This is a genomic window from Bradyrhizobium sp. USDA 10063 (assembly GCF_054063735.1).
Genome location: NZ_JBSSGP010000002.1, coordinates 8,371,475 through 8,392,169, shown reverse-complemented (window position 1 = coordinate 8,392,169; position 20,695 = coordinate 8,371,475). Strand labels below are relative to the sequence as shown.

12 protein-coding genes and 2 pseudogenes are annotated in these 20,695 nt (G+C 58.2%); 13 read left to right on the top strand and 1 reads right to left on the bottom strand.

All coding sequences use genetic code 11. The annotated features are described in order from the left end of the window. Positions 1 to 1,258: 1,258 nt before the first annotated feature. Entirely contained in the window at positions 1,259 to 2,524 is a 1,266-nt protein-coding gene (locus tag ACVJGD_RS41255; protein WP_456639464.1) for an IS256 family transposase, read from the bottom strand. 166 nt (positions 2,525 to 2,690) lie between these two features. Between ACVJGD_RS41255 and ACVJGD_RS41250 the strand changes: the two genes are divergently transcribed. The 13 genes and pseudogenes from ACVJGD_RS41250 to ACVJGD_RS41190 all read left to right on the top strand — a co-directional run bounded on the left by ACVJGD_RS41250 (position 2,691) and on the right by ACVJGD_RS41190 (position 20,496). Then, a complete protein-coding gene (locus tag ACVJGD_RS41250) occupies positions 2,691 to 3,407 on the top strand; it encodes an outer membrane protein (protein ID WP_456639463.1) in 717 nt (238 codons plus the stop codon). Positions 3,408 to 3,420: 13 nt separating this feature from the next. Further along, positions 3,421 to 4,545, top strand: coding sequence for a type III polyketide synthase (locus tag ACVJGD_RS41245; protein ID WP_456639462.1), 1,125 nt, complete (start codon positions 3,421 to 3,423; stop codon positions 4,543 to 4,545). A gap of 1,933 nt (positions 4,546 to 6,478) precedes the next feature. After that, positions 6,479 to 6,556, top strand: a pseudogene (locus ACVJGD_RS41240) (biotin carboxylase N-terminal domain-containing protein); the annotation flags it as partial. 40 nt (positions 6,557 to 6,596) lie between these two features. Next, positions 6,597 to 7,955, top strand: a complete 1,359-nt coding sequence (locus ACVJGD_RS41235; protein WP_456639461.1) for an acetyl-CoA carboxylase biotin carboxylase subunit — start codon at positions 6,597 to 6,599, stop codon at positions 7,953 to 7,955. A 1-nt stretch (position 7,956) separates the two neighbouring features. Beyond that, a complete protein-coding gene (locus tag ACVJGD_RS41230) occupies positions 7,957 to 8,460 on the top strand; it encodes an acetyl-CoA carboxylase biotin carboxyl carrier protein subunit (RefSeq protein WP_456639460.1) in 504 nt (167 codons plus the stop codon). A 1-nt stretch (position 8,461) separates the two neighbouring features. Continuing rightward, positions 8,462 to 10,069 (top strand): acyl-CoA carboxylase subunit beta, encoded by a 1,608-nt coding sequence (locus ACVJGD_RS41225; RefSeq protein WP_456639459.1) that lies wholly within the window; start codon positions 8,462 to 8,464, stop codon positions 10,067 to 10,069. Positions 10,070 to 10,276: 207 nt separating this feature from the next. After that, a complete protein-coding gene (locus tag ACVJGD_RS41220) occupies positions 10,277 to 10,471 on the top strand; it encodes a hypothetical protein (protein ID WP_456639458.1) in 195 nt (64 codons plus the stop codon). A 1,811-nt stretch (positions 10,472 to 12,282) separates the two neighbouring features. Next, positions 12,283 to 13,296: an anthranilate phosphoribosyltransferase gene (trpD, locus tag ACVJGD_RS41215; protein ID WP_456639457.1), complete on the top strand. Its 1,014-nt coding sequence runs from the start codon at positions 12,283 to 12,285 to the stop codon at positions 13,294 to 13,296. A gap of 16 nt (positions 13,297 to 13,312) precedes the next feature. Then, positions 13,313 to 14,132, top strand: a pseudogene (trpC, locus tag ACVJGD_RS41210) (indole-3-glycerol phosphate synthase TrpC). Between the two features lie 506 nt (positions 14,133 to 14,638). Beyond that, positions 14,639 to 14,881, top strand: a complete 243-nt coding sequence (locus ACVJGD_RS41205) for a hypothetical protein (protein WP_456639456.1) — start codon at positions 14,639 to 14,641, stop codon at positions 14,879 to 14,881. Between the two features lie 302 nt (positions 14,882 to 15,183). Continuing rightward, positions 15,184 to 15,597, top strand: coding sequence for a flavin reductase family protein (locus ACVJGD_RS41200; RefSeq protein ID WP_456639455.1), 414 nt, complete (start codon positions 15,184 to 15,186; stop codon positions 15,595 to 15,597). 1,879 nt (positions 15,598 to 17,476) lie between these two features. After that, positions 17,477 to 19,012, top strand: coding sequence for a class I adenylate-forming enzyme family protein (locus ACVJGD_RS41195; RefSeq protein WP_456640551.1), 1,536 nt, complete (start codon positions 17,477 to 17,479; stop codon positions 19,010 to 19,012). A gap of 167 nt (positions 19,013 to 19,179) precedes the next feature. Beyond that, entirely contained in the window at positions 19,180 to 20,496 is a 1,317-nt protein-coding gene (locus ACVJGD_RS41190; protein ID WP_456639454.1) for a preATP grasp domain-containing protein, read from the top strand. Positions 20,497 to 20,695: the final 199 nt, after the last annotated feature.

The following is a 20,695-nucleotide window of genomic DNA, read 5'->3' as shown; positions in this document are numbered from 1 at the left end:
CAAATGATATGCCGCACGGAAGGTGACGATTATCGGCGTCGCGTCCGCCGGTGGCACGGCCGCACGGATTTTCATTTGCGGGCGGGCGCGGCGCGCGCGTATGGGCCATCTCCTCCGGGCGTAGTTTGCTTTGCGCTGGTCATCAACATGGATCTAACTCAGCGGCCCGCCGAGCTCCGGATTTTGACGTCGGGGAGACTTCATTTTAGTCGGACTGTGTCCAGCGGGACGGCGATATCCGAACAGATTAGCCGATCATCGAGCCAGGAACCAACCTAGCCTTGTCGAGAGGCGGTGAAGACGTCAGACACTATGGTTAAACTCTGTGTCGCCATCCTGTCTGAGCGTCGGCCACTCCTCTGCGCGTCGGGCTAGCTTCTCATATTCCTCGGCGATCTTGAGGAGCCTGTCTCTGGATTTACCTTCGGCGAATGACTCCGCTTTGGTCCGCGTTGCTTCTGCACGCCTTCGCCAGTATTTGGGATCGTAGAACGGATCTTTTGGTTTCATGTAGATGAGCATGCAATTCGTACGTCAAGAAAATGCGACAGCGCTCTCCCCCAATCAGGTAGGCCGCCCTCCCGCAAAATTCGCATATTCGGCCGCAATTGCCTTTATCTTGACCTAGTTTCGAGTCTTCCCACTGATGTCCCGGTCATTTAGCTTCGGCAAGCCGAGTGCGCTGACCGAAGGCAAACCTGCTGCGCACGCGTCGCGACGCTGCCAAATCACATCATAGCTCTTTCCTCGCGCGATAGCGCACAAGGCCATCGACAAACCGCAATGGCTTGCCTCCTGTCGGCCCTAAAAAGCGGGCTGCTCACGATTCGCGCGGGCGATGGTTCGCTTCCTTATTCACGAAAAGGGGCACGAACGAAGGTTCCGCCAGGAAAGGCCGGGAAGCGCTGTGGGTCCATAGATAAAAGCGTTGTGCGTCTCCTGCTGCTAGAGCAATTGCTTGCTGACCACGCCTTTGCCGGAACGAAATTGACAGAGTGCTTCGACACTGCGCTAGGTGAAACGATGAACGCGCGGTCTGCTCAAATTCCGGGTTTAATCTGAGACTGAGAAGACGGCTTGCGCCACGGCACCAGCGCTCGGACGGTTCACGAGCAATTTTGTCTCCCTCGCACGCGCAGCGTAAAGCGAGCTACCTCATCGGCAGAGGCGGACATACGGTCTTACCAGTCAACTACCAACCTTAGCAATTGATGGAGAAGGCAGACGAGCTATGCCTGAATTTGGGTGATGTGGCCGATCAGGCGGCGTGGCTTTGCTGGGTCGGAACGACCTCGATGCCGTCGGCGAATCTGACACCAGCGATGATCTTCGGCAACTGATTTGTGCCTTTTAGTCGTCGCCAGGTCTTGGACGCGGCATCGATCAGTTTGAACACCATCAGCCTGGCGGTCTGCGGCGACAACGATCCCTTGGTCCGCACAGTCCTGTGCCGCACCGTGGCGAACACGCTCTCGATCGGATTGGTGGTCCGCAAGTGGACCCAGTGCTCGGCAGGAAAGTCATAGAACGCCAGCAGATCGTCGCGATCCTTGTTCAAGCAATCCACGGCGCGCGCATATTTGGCACCGTATTTTTCGGCGAAGGCTTGGAGTGCAAGCTCCGCGACAGCCCGGCTCGGCGCCATCGAGATGTCCTGCAGGGCTTTCTTCATGCCGCTCTGCACGGAGCTCGGAACCTTGTTGAGCACGTTGACTGTCTTGTGTTGCCAGCAGCGCTGCCGCCGCGTGCCGGGGAAGACTTCGTCCAGCGCCTTCCAGAAGCCAAGGGCACCGTCGCCGACCGCAAGCTCAGGCGCGATCTGCAGTCCGCGCCGGCGAATGTCGATCAGAAGTTCGCGCCAGCTCTGGGCGCTTTCGCGGACGCCGACCTGAAAGCCGATCAGTTCTTTCTTGCCCTCGGGCGTCGCGCCGATCAAAACCAGCATGCACTCGCTGTGGTCCTCCATCCGGGCCTGCAGGAATACGCCGTCGGCCCAGACGTAGACATAGTGCCGTGCCGACAGATCGCGCTTCTGCCAGCGCTCGTACTCGCCCTGCCATTGCGCCTTCAGGCCCGATATCACCGACGGCGACAGGTTCGGCGCATCCTTGCCGAGCAGCGCCGAGAGCGCCTCCTGGAAATCGCCGGTCGAGATGCCGCGCAGATAGAGGATCGGCAGCAGGGCATCAAGGCTCTTCGTCCGCCGCGCCCACAGCGGCAGGATCGCCGAAGTGAAGCGGATCCGGTCGGCCCCGGTCGCGCCGCGGTCCCTCACCTTGGGCCGGGCGACCTCCACCGCGCCGATCCCGGTGGCAATCTGGCGCGCTGGGCCATGGCCATGCCGGACCACCCGGGCGCGGCCATCCGGCAGCTTCAACTCAGCCGTCGTCTCCAGAAACGTCTGCAGTTCGATTTCGACCGCCCTGGCGAGCAGGTCACGGGCTCCATTGCGCAGGATTTCTGTCAGTGGATCGTCAACCGCAGACGGCTGACGGAAGGCCAGGATGTTGGTAGTCTCGTTCATGGCGTATCGCTCTCCTCGAGAGGTTCTGGCAGGCTCGACACCCGCCTCGATACGCCGCCTCTCTCAACCCGTCATCACCCACTTTCCCGCATAGCTCAAGGCAGACACATGGCAACCGTAATCCACAAACCGTCAAGAAAGTCGCTTCGGAACTGGGTCACAAAGAGTGAAAAAAGTCCTGCTGGGCACGATAGCCCTCATCGCGCTGGCTGCTCCCGCCTGTGCCGCTGATCTGGCCGTATGGCCCTACGCCAAAACGCCCCCGATGGTCGCTCTGATCTACGATTGGAGCGGCTTCTACATAGATATGAATGGCGGCGGCGGCTCCGCGCATCAGTGCTGGGATCTGGTCAATGCTGGCGGTGTGGTCTTCGCTCCGCCCCTTGCCATGGGATGCCATAGTGCGACAGGAGGCACGCTCGGCGGCGAAACAGGCTACCGCTGGCAGATAGCCAACTCGGTGTTCGGCCTCGAGGCGCAGGGCAACTGGGCTGATTTCAAGGGCTCCAACACCAACCTCGCTTTCGCAGGCCTCCAAGACGAAACCAAGATTGATGCATTCGGCCTGTTCACGGGCCAGGTTGGCTACGCCTGGAATAACGTGCTGCTGTATGTGAAAGGTGGTCGCTCATCGCCGACGGTAGCGAAACGCGCTGGGGCGGCAGGGACGGGCCTTGAGTTTGGCTTCGCGCCCAACCGGTCCGTCGGCGTTGAGTGCGATTACCTGTTCATGGGCCATCGGGACGTGAACTTCTTTTCAACCGGCACCGCGGGCGTTCCAGCGGGTCCTCTCGCAGGAACTGCCCGTGTTGGGCAGGACGTCGGAATCGGTTTGGTCCCTGTGAACTACCGCTGGAGTGGCGCGGACGTCGTGAAATACTGATCTTCACTTTGGTTTGAGCGGCGCCGCCGAACAACAAGAGGAACTGATGTCCAGGATTTTGGCTGTTGGGACGGCATTGCCGCCATTCCGACTTTCGCAGACCGACGCCAAGGTACTAGCGGGTCGCCACTTCGGATCTAGAACAAAGACGCTTAAGAGGTATCTTACAGTATTTGATCATGCGCTAGTCGATCAGCGTTTCTTTTGTGTTACGCCCGAATGGTTTCTCGGCGAGCATCGTATAAGTGAGACAAACCAAATATACTTGGAGTGGGCAAAGGAGCTCGCGTGCAAAGCGACAGTGCGCTGTCTCAACAGAGCCGGCGTGAAGCCCGAGCAAGTCGATCGGATTATATTCGTCTCATCAAGCGGGATAGCTACCCCTAGTCTGGACGTGGATCTGATCATGAAGGCCGGATTGCGAACAGATGTAAGACGGACGCCCATATTTGGCCTCGGATGTGCGGGGGGAGCATCGGGAGTTAGTTTGGCAGGAGCGATTTGCCGCGCAACGAACGAACGCATTCTACTCGTTGCTGTGGAGCTGACGTCCCTTACATTCCAGCCGAATGATCTCACCCCTAAGAACGTTGTCGCTACAAGCCTTTTTGGGGATGGCGCTGCCGCGCTCCTAATTGGCCCGGCTGAAAGCGGCTCAGGCATATTGGATATCGTGAGAAGTACGAGTTTGCTTTACCCGGACACGACTTCTCTAATGGGCTGGCATTTCGGCGATTCCGGATTTGAAGTCGTAGTCTCAGAGCGCATTCCATCAATGATAAGCGAATTGATGCCGCATGCACTGCGATCGTTGCTAGCGAACGATAGCATTCATCTTAACCAGGTGAAGAGTTTAGTCTTTCATCCAGGCGGGAGAAGAGTATTGGAGGTTTTTGAGCAGAGCCTTGGGAGATCGTCTAAGGACTTCGTCTCCAGCTATGAGACTCTTCGACGTCATGGAAATATGTCCAGCGCAACTGTCTTGTTCGTTTTAGATCACGTGCTTGAGCATGAGAGGCAGGCGCCAGGATCATACGGAATCTTGGCTGCGTTCGGACCAGGGTTCTCGGCCGAACTGTCGCTATTGAAATGGGTTGAGGACGAGCGGCCGGTCGGTGGTAGCAGGTCGGGACGGTAAGGTGCGTTGAGCTATCCGAAGAAACGTCTCACTTTGGCCGGTGACCCTATTCCAGCTCCAGGCGCGCGTGTTCGAGGAAGCGACGCTTGGAGGCAACCGGAAGTTCTCGCCAGCAAAGAATGCTGCAGAGATTTGTGCGTTTCGATCGACAACCTTCCCGACGTGGGAACTGAAAAAGGCAACTGTTGCGACGCAGAGAGATCAGTGATTCAGTCTGTCTAACTTGCAGGCGGTTTGGCTCGGTCGGCGTGCCCGATCACGCTCGTTAGACTCTCAACATACGCCGAAAACCTCGACCAGCGTCCCCCGATTCTGTCGGACCCATCTCAGCCTCCGAACACCTAAAAGTGAGACTTCTCAGATCTATGCTTCCTGTCGACGAAAGGCCGCGCCACTCTGACTCAGTACGACTAGCTAATTAGCTAGGCCTTTTTCATCTAGACGAGAATGACCTGAGAGGGAGTGAAGGGTCCGCCTCTGGTTCGTACCAAATGGGTTTTGATCCATGCGGGTTCTGATTATATTCACACAAGAAGTTCGCCTAGGGGCTTGAATCGTACGTGGCGTTAGATTGTACGATCCTAATGCAGGGTGGCGACCACTTCCGGCCGCTTAAACGCTTCTTGACACGTAATGAGAATTGCGAATGTCTCAAACTCTCAACCGCAGACCGCAAAAGTCCGTCACGGTCCTCGAGCACTCCCTCGAAGGCGAAGTGTCTATGCGCCGCATGACGTACGGGTTCAGTTACAACCAGAAAAAGATGAGCATTTTGAGATCAGAGCGGGATGCCCTCGCGTCTCCGATGTTCCGCGCGCCGCTCCTCACAAGGGGTGGAATGCTGGTTGTGGACTGCACCAGCCACATGGGTGATGACCCCAGCGGCACGGACCCGGCAATGGCCTACTCTCGCTGATCGAGCGCAGCCTCGGGGGCGCGTTCGAGTTAACTGTATGCCGGCATTGCTCACGTTCGGCGCATATCCTACCGCTATCGCCACGTCTTTCGTTTACTCGGGCCGCAATGGTTGTTTCGTCCTGCGCTGACTGCTCTGGGGCATCGGCCGGTTGGCGGGTTTCTGAACTACCTTCATGCGCCCGAAGGTTGGGGTATGGCATGACTAAGCGATGCCTCAGACGGTCCAGGGCATAGCAAGACCGACCGCAGACTCAGGCCAACATCGGGGACTCACAATGTCAATTGCTCGTGCAATTCAGCTGCAGCGCAGCCAGCCTCTCGTGTGCCTGGCCTTAGCTTTGGCTCCAACCGCTGCCGATGGTGAAATTGCCGTTGGAGGACTGATGACCGAAGCACCACTAAGATACGTGCTGCACATATGCAAAAGCACTTGCTAGGCATCAATGCCTTGAATGATTTCGGCCTGTTTCCCGATAGACGGGCCGGAAGAACAATACCGCGGGATGTACCAATTTGAAGAGGATAATCGTGAATCGAAAGCAGCGAACGCATGGGTCTTGGCTCTTCAAAGCACACCGCTGTGCAACAGCACTCGTTATTGTTGTTGCGATGACAACAGCTCTATGCACCGAACGGGCGGGCGCGCGAGATCGCTCGGCGACAGTGGAGGAGCAAGAGGCTTGCAAACCGGACGTGTTTCGTCTTTGTAGCAGCCACATACCACATGTCGACGCTATCACTGCTTGTCTCCGAGCCAAGTTCGAAAGCTTAAGCAAGCAATGTCGCTACGTGATGTCAGATCGAGACCCTGCCAAAGGGAAAGGGGCCTCGAAATGAGCCACGGCCGATAGGCCGGAGCTTTCGATCGGCCCGCGTTCGCAGCCTGATCTGCAGGGGTGGCAACGCCGGATCTCCCATGGAGATAGGCGACCGGATGCGGCAATTGAGCCCAGCACCAACCGCTCGCGAATGACGAACTTCCCGACCTCCGGCACTTGTTTGGACAAATAGGCGAATGCGTGAATTACCCTTCGACACCGTTCTGATCGCCAATAGAGGCGAGATCGCCGTACGAATCATCAAAACGTTGCGCACGCTGGGGCTTCGCTCTGCAATTGTCTACCACGATGTCGATGCGGAGACGCGCGGCCGTCTCGATGGCCGACAAGTCGATTGCCATCAGCGGTCACACGCCGATCGCAGCTTATCTCGATATCCCGCAGATCATTGCTGCCGCCCGCGAGGCGAACGCAGCTGCGCTCCATCCGGGCTATGGATTTTTATCGGAGAATGCGGAGTTCGCCAGGGCGGTGATAGAGGCCGGCATTGCGTTCATCGGGCCCGCTCCCGAAAGCATAGAACTGATGGGCGACAAAATCCGGGCGCGCAACTTCGTTCAGCGGAACGGGTTTCCGATCGCCGCTTCGGCGATCGAAGAAGACGAGCCAGCGACGTTCGTATTCAGGGCGCGGGCCATTGGAGCTCCTTTGCTGGTCAAACCATCAGCGGGCGGTGGCGGCAAGGGCATGCGGATTGTGCGCGACATTGACATGTTGGAGGACGCGATTGCGCTAGCTCGCAATGAGGCGCAGCGATACTTCGGGGATGGTCGGCTTTACGTCGAACGATATGTCGAGAACCCGCGGCACATCGAAGTGCAGGTGCTCGGCGACTCCTTCGGAAATGTGGTGCACCTCTTCGAGCGGGAGTGCTCGGTGCAGCGTCGGTTCCAGAAGATCGTCGAGGAGGCGCCCTCGCCAGCGCTGTCGCCAGGGTTGCGGAAGCGGATCTGCGAAACTGCCGTCGGCATCGCGCGCGCGGCCAATTATCGAAACGCAGGCACGGTCGAATTCATCTTGGGTGGGGAGGAGTTCTATTTCCTCGAGATGAATACGCGTCTGCAGGTCGAGCACACCATAACCGAGATGATCACCGGCATCGATCTTGTTGCTCGACAGATCTATGTCGCCGCGGGCCGCGCGCTTGGATTTTCGCAATCCGATATCGTCTCGAAAGGACACGCGATCGAGGCCAGGCTGTATGCGGAAGCCCCGGAACGCGGATATGTTCCGACGACCGGCAAGGTACTTGTTCTCGAGTACCCGGACGGCGACGGCGTACGGATCGACAGTGGCATCTTGCAAGGCCAGCAGATCACGACAGCGTTCGATCCCATGCTCGCAAAGATCATCGTGCATTCGCCCACGCGCATTGAGGCTACGCGGAAGGCTCATCGCGCAATGCGCGAGCTGGTTCTTCTCGGCTGCGAGACAAACGCGAGCTTTCTCGCGCGTATCCTCACCGACGAGGCATTTCTGAGCGGACACGTCCATACGGGCTATCTCGAGGAAAATCCGCACATTGCCGCCGGCAAGGCCGCGTCCGACTTGTCGGCTTTCCTCGCAACAGCCGCTCTCCTGATAGGACCGGTCCGCGAATCGGCGGATGCTGTGCCCGAGCTTCACGCGGCGCTGGGCAGCTGGAGAAACTAACGTGAAACACTCTTTCGAAGTTGACGGCGTAGACTATCAGTTATCGCTTTCACGCTGCCAGCAGGGCTATCGCCTTCGCTTGCGTAACAAAGTGATTGCCCCGGTCGCGTTCTTCCAGCAAGGCGAAGGTCGTGGCGTCCTTACCATCGCTGGCGAAAGCGAACCGGTCAGGTTCGCCATCGACGGCGAGGTCATTCACGTGCATACCCGCGGCAGGACGCGCATTTTGCATTACCGCGACCCGTTGCGAACGCTCGCTTGCGCGAATGATGAGGCGGATCATCTCGTGGCCCGCGCGCCAATGCCGGGCCTGGTCGTGACGACCAGCGTTTCACCTGGTCAACCCGTTTCCGCAGGCATGGCCTTAATGACGATCGAGAGCATGAAATTGGAAACCGTCATACATTCTCCACAGGACGGCGTGGTCGACCGAATTCACTTCAAAGAGGGCGAGCACTTCGAGCGAGGTGCTGTGTTGGTTACGCTCTGCGCGGAAGGCCGTTGAAATGCAGCGGATCGCTTCTGTGGTGGATGTCAAATCGCAAGAATTTCGTCTCAACGAGGTCCACAACAGACGACTTGCGGCCAAATTGAAGGAGCGGCAATATGCTGCCCGCTTCAACCGTCCCGAGCGGGATCTTGAACGCCTGCGTCAGCAGAACAAGCTGTTTGTTCGTGATCGCATCGAGGCTGTGCTGGATCCAGAAACTCCGTTCCTCGAGCTTTCGACACTGGCCGCTAACAAGGCATACGACGGCGAGGTGCCTGGGGCGGCGCAGGTCGTCGGTATCGGCATCGTAGCGGGTCGGGAGGTGATTATTCACGCGGATGACGCTAGCGTGAAGGGTGGCGCATGGTATCCACTCTCTGTCAAGAAGATCGTGCGGGCCTTGGACATAGCGATCGAGAACCGTCTGCCCGTGGTTCATTTGTGCGACTGTGCCGGCGGATTCCTGCCTTTGCAGGCGGAGTTCTTCGCGGATCGCTACCACGCGGGTCGAATCTTCCGCAACCAGTCCATTCTCTCGAAGATAGGAGTGCCGCAGGTCGCCATCGCAATGGGCCATTGTACCGCCGGAGGGGCGTACGTACCGGCGCTTAGCGACTACAACATCATCGTGGAGGGTACGGGAGCGATTTTTCTCGGCGGCCCTCCAGTCGTGAAAGCCGCGACGGGCGAGAAGGTATCCGTCGAAGAGCTTGGCGGCGCTCATATGCATACCAGCGTGTCGGGCACGAGTGACTATTTCGCGAGCTCCGAGATGCATGCGATCGCCATTACCCGCGACGTCGTCGCTCGCTTCAATCGTCCTACGAAAGCCTCGATCGATCGAGCCGCTCCGGAGCCGCCCGCCCATGATGCGTCCGAACTGTACGGCCTCATTCCCAGGGATCCTCGAGTGCGTTTCGACATGCGGGAGATTATCGCCCGTCTGGTCGATGGCAGCCGATTCCACGAATACCAGCCACGTTATGGCGAGTCTCTGGTGTGCGGCTTCGCGCGGCTTCATGGATATCAGATCGGGATTCTTGCGAACAATGGTGTCCTGTTCAGCGACAGTGCGCTGAAGGGCGCTCACTTCATCCAACTATGCGACAAGAACCGGACGCCCCTGCTCTTCCTGCAAAACATTACGGGCTTCATGGTCGGCCGCGAATACGAACGGCGAGGCATCACCAAAGATGGCGCCAAGCTGATCATGGCCGTTTCCGGGGCGGCGGTCCCTAAATTCACAGTCGTTTGCAACGGCTCACATGGAGCGGGAACGTTCGCCATGGCAGGACGGGCTTTCGATCCACGCTTTATGTTCACCTGGCCGCACTCTCAGATTTCTGCGATGGGTGCGGAGCAAGCGGCAGGCGTGCTCACACATGTCAAGGCGAGACAATTGGCCCGCAGGGGTGGACGCCTCTCAGAGCAGGAGTTGGCAGCTATTCGAGAGCCCATTGTCGAAGAGTATCGGGAGCGATCGAGCGCCTACTATGCAACTTCCGAAGTCTGGGACGACGGCATTCTTGATCCCATCGATACCAGAAACGCGCTGGCAATCGTTCTGAGCGCTTCGCTCAATGCTCCCATCGAGACGCCCCATTACGGCGTTTTCAGAATGTAACAGTCGGATCAGACGCGGAGACGCGCTTAAAGGCAGAGATTGAATGCCATCCGTCCTGTCAGAAGCCCAGTTTGCAGATAGCAAGGTCCACATCCCTTTGAATGGAGCAGCTCAAACCTTAGCGCTGGTCTTGACCGGCGATATCGATCGCGCTGCTGAGATCGACGGGTGCTTCCGACATAATTTCAATACAAAGCCGCTGGGCCTATGAAAGAGCGCTCGCTTTCCGTCGGCGATTTATCGGGCGAGGTATTGATGGCCACGATCAGCGAAAAACAGCGCGCCGTTTGGGTCGCTCTCAACGCCTTTATTCGCAACGGTCGCGGTGTTGTCGTCAGTTCAGCCGACGACAGCCGGATGCGGTTGCAATGTGCCCAGCGTCGAAACTCCCGAAGCAGCTAGAAGACATTGGGATTAAGCCGGCTCGGCTCCAGTAGGCACCAGTGAGCGGCCAATGCCTAACAACGAGGTTCTGACGCAACACGGCCGAACGGTCACGATTGAGCGCCAGCACGACGTCATTACGCAACTGGTGATCTACGAGTTTCCGATGCCGATATGTCGTTGAGCAAACTCGATCAGCGCTCTTGAAGCGCAAGCGCGCTATAGCTTTTGGAGGCGAGGTTAACTTTCGTCCCGCAAGCGCGTCAACTCCACATCCCGCCCCTCGACTGCTCTCGTGCCCCAATCGGCCCAGGAGCCCGCCCAATGAACAACTCCAAGAAATAACCAATGCTTAAGGACAGGACTTAGCCCACAGGAAGAGCCGCCCATGCAGTGCTCAAAATGTAATGCCGACGACTGGTGCGAAATTGCATCGCGGGACGCGTGGAGCAGCGGATGGGTAATCTCCTGCAATGTCTGCGGCGAGTATGCCGAGCACCAGCTCGCCGAGCGCGGATTTAATGATAATCAACTGCGTCACGCTCGAACTCTGCATCGCGCCGGGTTATCGTTAACGACGGCCTTCTGCGCGATATGGATCGCCTCTGTTTTGCTCGCCGTTGCGATTGCGGTTCTGTTCCTGTGGCCTCTCCTCAAATGTTGAGAGCCCTTGTGATGATTTCTGTCCTCGCTGCGATTGCAATCGCGTCTTGGTGCATGGAGATCTGGCTCGAATCGAAAAACATGGACCGAGCCGAGCGTGCCTTTGTACCGTCTTTGCGCTCGGTCGTTGTTGTTCTTCGCGACGATCTTTTACTTCAAGAGTGACATGACAACGCTGGGTTCGGATTAGATCGCTATAGTCGAAGATCCGCTGGTCGTCACCCAGGCCCGCCTGCGTCCACCGAGCCGCGCAGCGCGATCAACTGGGTGCTGCCGGACGTGGTACTGGGATCGTCCGCAGAATCGCGATGTCGGCTCCGACCACCTCACCGCGCGCGTCGGCAGTATACAATGGGAGTCGCCGTTCGGCGGCATAAGTCGGCAGGGGCACGTCGTCCACCGTTTTGCATTGCATTTTTCTTCTTTTCGCCGGGCATAAGGATCTTCAGCGTGTCGCCCTGAAACGCTCGCAGCAAGCGTTCTGAAAATCAGTCAGTCTGGTTTCCACGATGGCTTCGGCCTGCACTTGGCAGCTTGTATCCTCGTGCCTCAGGTATGCGAGAGATGCACGTTGGCGGCCAATAGAATGGAATAACGTTCAGCTGTCCCACCGAAAGGGGTTGAATCTTACGTTGCGTCAGGTTGTAGGCTGAAAACCGTTTATGACCAAACCGCACCTTCCAAGCCTCGATAGTCACCGGCTGAGCCGCCAGCCCGATTGCCGAGCGCATGGATGCAAAATATGGAAGTGAAGCGTCTCCGAATCGGACCTCGCGCTGATTATGCGCGGAGAATGCGAAATTCAGAAATGTCAAGATCTCATGTGGAACGTGGATGCCGATGCGGGACGTCAAGGCCCAAATGCAACCTTGGCCTGCCCGCGGGCCCATTCGCCGAGGTCCACCGGACCAAGGACGGCATTGGATAGGCCGAGGGCAACAGTGACACCGCGCGGGGCGCGTTCGGGTCACCGAGATCATCGTGCCGCCCGTCGAGTTGCATCAGACGGGACCAAACAGCTGAAATAGCGCCGCAAAGCACGTTTTGCGCACGACTCGCGGCCCTTGTCACCAAGTTACAAAAGAGTTCGGCTCACCACTCAAGGAAGCTGCCTTCGCCCAGGTAACCGGCGCCGATAGCAACGAGTAAGCCCCTTCGGAAGCACGATGGACGCCTTCAAGTCGATCATTGGCAAAGTCGCCACAGGCGCCACGCTGACTCGCGAGGAAGCGGCGTGCGCCTTCGACAGCATGATGTCGGGCGAGGCCACGCCCTCGCAGATGGGAGGACTTCTCATGGCGCTGCGGGTGCGCGGCGAGACAGTGGAAGAGATCACCGGCGCGGCTTCCGCGATGCGGCGTAAAATGCTGCGAGTCAGTGCGCCGCATGATTCCGTCGACATTGTCGGCACGGGCGGCGATGCTTCTGGCTCGGTCAACGTCTCGACTTGCGCGGCTTTCATCGTCGCCGGCGCTGGCGTGCAAGTGGCCAAACATGGCAATCGCGCGCTGTCCTCGCGCTCGGGCGCGGCCGACGTCTTGGCATCCCTCGGCGTGAGGATCGACGTTGCCCCTGAAGATGTTGGTCGCTGTGTGCACGAAGCCGGCATCGGCTTCATGTTTGCGCCGGCCCATCATCCCGCCATGAACCACGTCCGCGCGACCCGGGTTGAGCTTGCCACCCGCACCATTTTCAATCTGCTCGGACCGCTGTGCAATCCGGCCTGCGTCAAGCGACAGATGGTCGGGGTGTTTTCGCGGCAGTGGGTGCTCCCTTTGGTGCGGGTGTTGAAGAACCTTGGCGCTGAATCAGTGTGGGTGGTGCACGGCTCGGACGGACTCGATGAGATCACCCTCACCGGCCCGACCTTTGTTGCCGCGCTCGAGATGAGCGAGATCCGCACCTTCGAAGTAACCCCTGAAGAAGCCGGCCTGCCCCGCTGCAGCAGCGAGGAGCTGAAGGGCGGCGATGCCGATGCCAATGCCGTTGCGCTGCAAAACGTGCTCAACGGTGGACCAAGTCCGTATCGCGATATCGCGCTTCTCAACGCGGCCGCGGCATTGATCGTGGCCGGCCGTGCCAAGACCTTGAAGGAAGGCGTCGCTCTCGGCCAGAAATCGCTTGATAGCGGTGCCGCGGCGGCCCGATTGCAACACCTGATCGCAATCTCCAACGCTTGAGCCGCCGAGCCGGCCAATGTCCGACATTCCGACCAAGATCGAAACCTATAAGCGCGAAGAGATCGCAGCCGCCAAGCGCGCGCTACCGCTTTCAGACCTCGAGGCGCTCGCGCGGCGTGCGCCGCCTCCGCGCGGCTTCGTCAGCGCGATCGGCAACAGGCACGGTGCAGGCGAGGATGCCCTCATCGCCGAGATCAAGAAAGCCTCACCCTCCAAGGGTCACATTCGCACCGACTTCGATCTGCCTTCGCTTGCGAAAGCCTATGAGGCGGGCGGCGCCATCTGTCTTTCGGTCTTGACGGACAAGCCTTCCTTTTTGGGACATCTCGATTTCATGGTGGCGGCGCGCGCGGCCACAAATCTGCCGGTGTTGCGCAAGGATTTCATGTTCGACACCTATCAGGTAGCCGAGGCGCGCGCCCATGGCGCCGACTGTATTCTGATCATCGTGACGGCGCTGGACGATGGCGCTACCCGCGACATCGAGGCTGTTGCCTTGGCACACGACATGGACGTGCTAATCGAGATCCATGACTGCGCGGAACTCGATCGAGCCCCCACTCTTCGCTCGCCAATGATCGGCATCAAGAACGGTAGCCTGCACACCTTCGAGACGACACTTGCGACCAGAGAGACGCTGGCGCCCCTCGTTCCCAAAAGGCCGCTGGTTGTTTGCGAAAGCAGCATCTTCGCCCCCGCCGATCTCTTGCTGCTTTCGCGCGCCGGCATTTTCGACCTTGCTGGTCGGCGAAAGCTTGATGCGGCGGGCCGATGTGACGGCGGCGACCCGTGCGCCGCTTTGGCGCGGGGCGGCAGCTGCGACTGGAGCGCAGTGATGGCGCGCAAAGCCTCCCTGCCGAGCTGGCCTCGCTTCGAATGCGGCTCGCCGCAAATGTCATTGAGGTGTTGCCGCTGTTGGACCCTGGCTGCTACATCAGCATTTAGAGCTTCGCGGAACTCAATCGCTTCAGGACCGAGGCAGTGCTCTCCTGCATTTGACGACGGCCGAGAAGCGCGGGCCGGTGATGATGTGAGAAATGCAGCGTTTACCCGGAATGACCCTGCATTAGCTAAAACGGTAAGAGCAATGATGGCACGGTTTTCGGAAATCGAAGGCGGAGCTTCGTCAGATGAGGCGTATATGCCCGGAACGGCACGTGTCTCAGGCTGCAGGATGCGTACCATAGCAACCTTGCCGAGCTGGTCCAGGCCGAGGCAGCGCCTGCCGGACCGACCGCTGCTTAGATCGCGGGAGCCGTGCGAAGTGACCTGCCGAGATCGTCGAAAGGCAAGCAGGTTCAGGGATTGGCGCATTTGCGCTATTGCGGCAAGGAGACTAGCAATGATGTCCTGGCAGAAGATCACGGTACTCGGATCGATCGCGAAGATCGAACACATGTTTCGGAAGTTTCGGGAAGTGATCGACAAGGACGACTCGATCCCGCCCGAGCTGCGGGGTTCGTTGCACGCGACGCTGGATAGGCGTCTTCTCTTTGCGAAAGAGCGCCTTTTCAACAGTATTGGAAAGCAAAACGGCGCGACGGCGACGCCCATTTCACACCGAGGAACAGTTCGCAGTGACTGACGCAAGGTCAGACAGATCACGGACCACCTGCCATTCAGACGTACGGCCGCCTTTGCCATAGCTGTTGCTACGCGACGAGGACGCGGAACGGATGCGATCCGATGCGGAGGCACGCTGAACTTTGCCATCCGATCGGAGCTTCCGATTGTGGTGAGCTGCATCGCCAAATCGCAGTATAGAGCAGTCTGATTATTCCTGCGATCAAACGTAAACTGCGCGTGCGCAAATTCGAGATCTGAGAACCCAAGCGATCTCCGTATAACGAAAGCGTTCCAAGTCAAGTGCCTGCCCGGAACTGGGCTATGAGCTGCCAATTGCCTTACCCGATGAGCGATATTCCATCCATTGAGGCAATCGAGTTTTGCCAAGCCATGCGAAATCTGGCGAGCGGCGTCGCCATTGTAGCCACCGGTACGGCTGCCGAACGGCGTGGGCTAACGGCCAGTCCTATTGCGTCGATCTGCATGGAGCCGCCCTCCTTTCTGGTCGGCATCAATGCAGGTTCCGAGAGTTACAGCGCGATACTCGCCAACGGCACTTTTGGCGTGAGTCTTCTCGGTGATCAGCAGGACCTCGCGCTGCGGTTGGCCGTCCGGCATGGCGCCAAGGGTGTGCACCGTTTCGATACAGCGCCGTGGGATCACGGGTGTCCTCGACGTCCCGGTTCTGCAAAGCGCAATCTCCGAGACGAGCTTCGAACGTTACCGCACGGCTAAGTGCAGCTTCCTTGCCACGCGGTTGCCAGGAGCGAACTACTGCTGGGCTCATCTTCCGATTCACGAATATGGAATCGAGTCATGATCATAGAATACTCGCCCGAAAGGGGGTTGCACCTGGAGGCCCCCTTCGATTTTTCCAGGTTCAAGATCGTCTTGAAAGGCGCAATTACCGTAAATTCTCCAGCCTTGAGAGGGATCGCGCTCCTTGAGCAGGACATTGCCCTGGTCCCTATTGATCTAGTGCCTACCTTGCCTGGACGCCCCAAGGATGACCAAACCTGGAAGCAACCTATTCGAAGATGGTCGCAAGCGCCTGGAAGTGCGGCTGGATTGACGCCAAGGCAAATGCGATTCGCGCGCACGTCGAAAGACAGTTCTGAAGTTGGCGCCCTGCATGCAGGTGACACGTAGCCCCTAACCGTCTCGATAGCCACTCCTGTGGCAGCTCGCTTCTTCTTGCCCAGAGGCGAACAGCATCATCGCAGCGAGCAGATCAGCCCAGAGAGGAAAACCCGACGCGTGTTAGCTGTGTCGCTCACACAGGCCCGCCTTAAGCTCTTGGCACGACCCACGCTAGCGTCCCGTCTTCGGTCAGATGCTTTGAGCAGTTGCGCTGCATTTTTCAGTTTTCGTTTCGTCGCTGCCTTTGGAGGCCCAGAAGATTGGACGCATTCACACGATGAGCCCCAAAGGGGCTTGAATCGCACGTAGCGTCAAATTGTATAATCGCTGGTGGCGCCGGTTTTTCGGCCGTTTCAAGGGTAACTAAAGAAGAGGGGGATTGCGAGTGTCTCGATCCGTTAGATTCACATCGCACGATCAGTCCCACGAAGACTGGCACTCGAAGCGGCCTATACGCCAGGATGGAGCGTCTTCGCCTGCGCACTTGTTACCTGAGCCGCACGAGGAATTCGACATGAGGGACAATTGTCTTCGCATCGCCGTTACCGGATGGGAAACGGCGCTCGGTTTGAGTTCGAAAGGATGGCGGGCATTCCGGACGGTTTGGTGCACAGCTGTTTGCGCCAAGAACCGGGAACTTTTGGAGTTGTTCCAACGCATCGCGGTTGACCTCAAGAATAGGGTCTTCAAGCAAACGAAAATCCCGTGCGCAGCGTAAGGCGGTTTTCGACACCACTTCTGTCGACTCTTCATCGCGCAGATGCGGGTGGCGAGCGACTATGAAGGCTCTGCGATGTAGACGCCCAAACGGCGTTACACTTCCGTTCTGATCCGGATTGCCACGGAGGCGGTCAAGTCAGAGGGAGGTCAAAGCAGAGTTAATCCCGAGCGCTTGGGCAAGGACCCTGTTTTCCGCGTGTGACAGCTAGCCCTGCCCTGGCCAACACACGACTGCGCCCAGTCCGAAAACGTGGTTCTGTCCTGTCCGGATAGATCGCTGAGAGCCGGTATGGCAGCAAAATTGCATAAACGCACAACGTTCGATTCGGCTTTGTCGGCAACTGTCGTCGCCACGGCCGCAGTGACATTGCAAGAGATTGCCTGGTACCTCGGAGCGGCAACGTGAAAAGACCCGACGGTTCCAAGAAGGTCTTGCTGGTCGATCATACTGAAGGCCAATGCCGGGCCATTGTTGGCTTCAAACATGGAGATCCCAGAGTTGCCTATATGTGCGGCGAGCCGGTAGTGAGAAGACCGAAGAAAATATCGTCATGGTGCGCTTATCACCATCGTCGGATGCACCAAGCCTCCGTCGAGCTAAAGTGAGTTACCGGCGTGACGATCGCCCGCGCATGAAAACCACTTTGCGCAATTGAATCGTAATCGACACCTTCCGAGTGAGGTTGAGGAGCTCTGCCCTTGATCGCATCGGGAGGCAGGTACCGTCCCAGCCAGGGAAAGCGGAAGACTGATGGTGGATCTCTGCACGCTGATTGAGCGCAACGCGGCGTTCGCTCCCGACAAGCCAGCGATTCATTTCGAGGGCGAGACTCTAAGCTATGCTGTCTTCAATCGACGGATCGAGCAGGTCGCCCGCACCCTAAAGAGCCAACTCGGAGTTCAGAGAGGCGATCGCGTGGCGATCCTCAGCCTCAACCGGCCTGACTATCTGGTGCTGCTCTATGCCTGCGCACGGCTCGGCGCAATGCTCGTGCCATTGAACTGGAGGCTTGCTGTCGCCGAGCAGCTTTTCATCCTGTCCGACGCCGGCGCCAAGGTGCTGGTGCTTGAGCGAACCTTCGAGGCACTCCTGCCGGAGCTGGCGGAGCAACTGCCTGATACCTTCGTCCTCGGCTTCGATTTTGCGCCTCTGGGCGGAAGCAAGTGGGATTGCCTGCTAGACCGAGGCTGCGGCGACGGTCGCAATCCGCACATCGACCTGTCCTGCCCGCTTCTGATCGTCTACACCTCTGGCACCACAGGGCGGCCGAAAGGCGCTGTGCTGCGCCAGGAGGCCTTGCTGTGGAATGGTGTTATGAGTCAGCACATGCATGGTCTCACCTCGGCCGATCATGTCTTGACAGTGTTGCCGCTGTTCCACGTCGGCGGCCTCAATATCCAGACCACGCCAGCCTTGCATTATGGCGCGACGGTCACCATGCACGCGCGGTTTGCGCCAGGGGCGACGCTTGCAGCGTTCGAGCGCGACCGGCCAACGCTGGCCGTATTGGTGCCCGCCACGATCCAAGCCCTGACTGACCATCCAGGGTGGCCGACGACCGACCTATCCTCGCTGAAGGCGATCTCCACTGGGTCGACTATGGTGCCGCAGCACCTGATCGAACGCTTGACCGCTCGCGGCGTATCAGTTCTGCAGGTTTATGGTTCCACGGAGACCTGCCCAATTGCCATCTATACGAGACTCGGCGGCGATCACTCGCGCGAGGGTACGACCGGGCTGCCCGGCCTGTGCTGTGAAGCGACAATTATCAACGATGCCGGTGACGAGCTTCCGCCAGGCGACCCAGGCGAGATTGCGGTGCGCGGACCCAATCTTTTCTACGAATATTGGGGCAATCAACAAGCGACGCGCGAGGCGCTGCATAACGGATGGTATCGCACTGGCGATATCGGACGCCGCGATGCAGATGGATATTTTTGGGTCTATGATCGCAAGAAGAACCTGATCATTTCCGGCGGAGAAAACATCTATCCGGCGGAAATCGAGCGTGTGCTTATGGAGCACCCCGATGTCGCGGAATGCGCCGTCGTCGGAAGGCCCGATGCGCGTTGGGATGAAGTGCCGATCGCCTATGTGATCACGCGGTCCGGGGCTCGGATTGAAGCGGAAGCGTTGACGGCACATGTGCAGTTGCAGCTCGCGCGCTTTAAAGCGCCCCGCGAAATCATCTTCACGGAAGAATTGCCGCGAACGGCGTTGGGCAAGATCCAGCATTTTATGCTGAAAGAGCTCGATGCGCGATCAATCCAGCAAGGAGCCAGCAATTGAACGTCGCGGATTGGGCGTTGACAGCAATTCGCTTGCCGGCCGCAAGGGATCTTGCATCTCAAGGCCACGAAAGTCCCTTCGGTCAACTCCTCTACATGAACACGCTCCTGCGAGTTGTGGGGATGGCGCCTTCCGTCCAATAACGCCAAATACCTCGGAGGTCGTTGATGCCGCGGATCCTCATTATGAATGCCGGTACCGCCCAAATGTCGGGCGCCGATCTGACCGCAATTCAACTTTCGCTTGCTGCCAAGTCGGCTTGGCGCTCCGTCTGGTTTGCACAAGAGGGTGATCTAATAGTCTCTCCGGTGGCCATCCCAACGGACCTGCTATCCTTCGTTGGAGCGACCCTTAGGTTTGACCCTTCGACCCTAGTAGTCCACGCGCCCGAAAAAGCTCACGATGCAACGGTCCTTAGTGATTCCGCTTTGCAGTCCAATACAACCGCTGGACGAATCGGCCGCCATATCATTTCGAAAACAGATTGGAGACTGTGTCCTTGCTATTTTAGCGAAGGCGTTGCGCGCTTAGCCGCGATGCTCGGCATACCGCTGGCGGGATACGAGTTCGCTCTACAGCGAGGGCCTGATCTATTGAACCGCAAGAGCCATTTCCGCCAATTGGCAACCAGTGCGGCACTTCCACTGCCCAGTGGATGCGTAGCAACAAGCTCGGACGAGCTATTTAGAGCGATCAGTTCCCTGAGGTCCGAAACCGGCAGGGTAATTGTCAAGCTGGACAATGGAGCGGGCGGAGTTGGAAATATTATACTAACCGGCAAGGAGAGCGTTCCCCTACCTGGGGCAAGAGAAACCCGGCGAGTCCTTTGGACGGCGTTCGATCCTGATGCGCTTTGGTCGGAGATAACAACCCCTTCATGTAAAGCGGTGGTCGTCGAATCGTACCACCTGGCTCGTTCTCTATTCTACCTTGAGTTTGAGATCGAGGAAAACGGTTCAATTGCATACGTCAACAGTGGGAACATACGTCTGCGTCGGAGCGAAGATCGATTCGAAAGAGCTCTCGTCTGGACTGGATTAGAGCTTCCAAGCGACCTGAGCAACGAGGAGCACTCGACCGCCTACGCATACGCCTATCGATTTGTAGAGCTGGCGCGGACGTTGGGATACCGCGGAATGATCAATATCGACGCCATTGTCACCACCGACGGACGCCTGCTGTTCAATGAAGCGAACGGTCGGTGGGGAGGCGGTTCCGTCCTACACAGCATTGCTGTACGCTTGCTGGGACCCGACTATTCCAATTCTTATGTGATCTCATCTGTCCGGAATGTCCGGGTAAACTCGCTCCGATCAGCGATCGATCATTTCGCCAATGAAGGAGTTCTATTCGATAGAGGACACAAGGATGGGGTGATACCGCTTGCCGCCGATGAAGAGGCAGGCACAGCAGAGTGTGCCCTCATCACGCGCGACAGGCTGGCGGCCCGAAGTTTGGAGCATCGACTGTTGAGGATGCTCTGATTCGATCAGAGCGCAAGGTTGAGCCTCTCCAAGATAGATGCTTCTTCAGCCCATTGATTTAGAGTTACGAACTTGAGCCTCGCTATTCCCGACGATGCGCTTGCAATCTGGCAAACGGATACTAGTTGTCGCCCGGCCGTGGTCGAACAAATGTCTGCTGGAGATGGATCAGGGCCCTGTCAAGCTAAAGGACGCATCG

What these genes read in the sequence shown, in the direction of transcription:
- ACVJGD_RS41225 (WP_456639459.1), top strand. Translation starts at nt 8,462, where the DNA reads ATGCAGCGGATCGCTTCTGTGGTGGATGTCAAATCGCAAGAATTTCGT.
- ACVJGD_RS41205 (WP_456639456.1), top strand. Translation starts at nt 14,639, where the DNA reads ATGATGTCCTGGCAGAAGATCACGGTACTCGGATCGATCGCGAAGATC.
- ACVJGD_RS41190 (WP_456639454.1), top strand. Translation starts at nt 19,180, where the DNA reads ATGCCGCGGATCCTCATTATGAATGCCGGTACCGCCCAAATGTCGGGC.
- ACVJGD_RS41220 (WP_456639458.1), top strand. Translation starts at nt 10,277, where the DNA reads ATGAAAGAGCGCTCGCTTTCCGTCGGCGATTTATCGGGCGAGGTATTG.
- ACVJGD_RS41235 (WP_456639461.1), top strand. Translation starts at nt 6,597, where the DNA reads ATGCGGAGACGCGCGGCCGTCTCGATGGCCGACAAGTCGATTGCCATC.
- trpD (WP_456639457.1), top strand. Translation starts at nt 12,283, where the DNA reads ATGGACGCCTTCAAGTCGATCATTGGCAAAGTCGCCACAGGCGCCACG.
- ACVJGD_RS41200 (WP_456639455.1), top strand. Translation starts at nt 15,184, where the DNA reads ATGAGCTGCCAATTGCCTTACCCGATGAGCGATATTCCATCCATTGAG.
- ACVJGD_RS41255 (WP_456639464.1), bottom strand. Translation starts at nt 2,524, where the DNA reads ATGAACGAGACTACCAACATCCTGGCCTTCCGTCAGCCGTCTGCGGTT.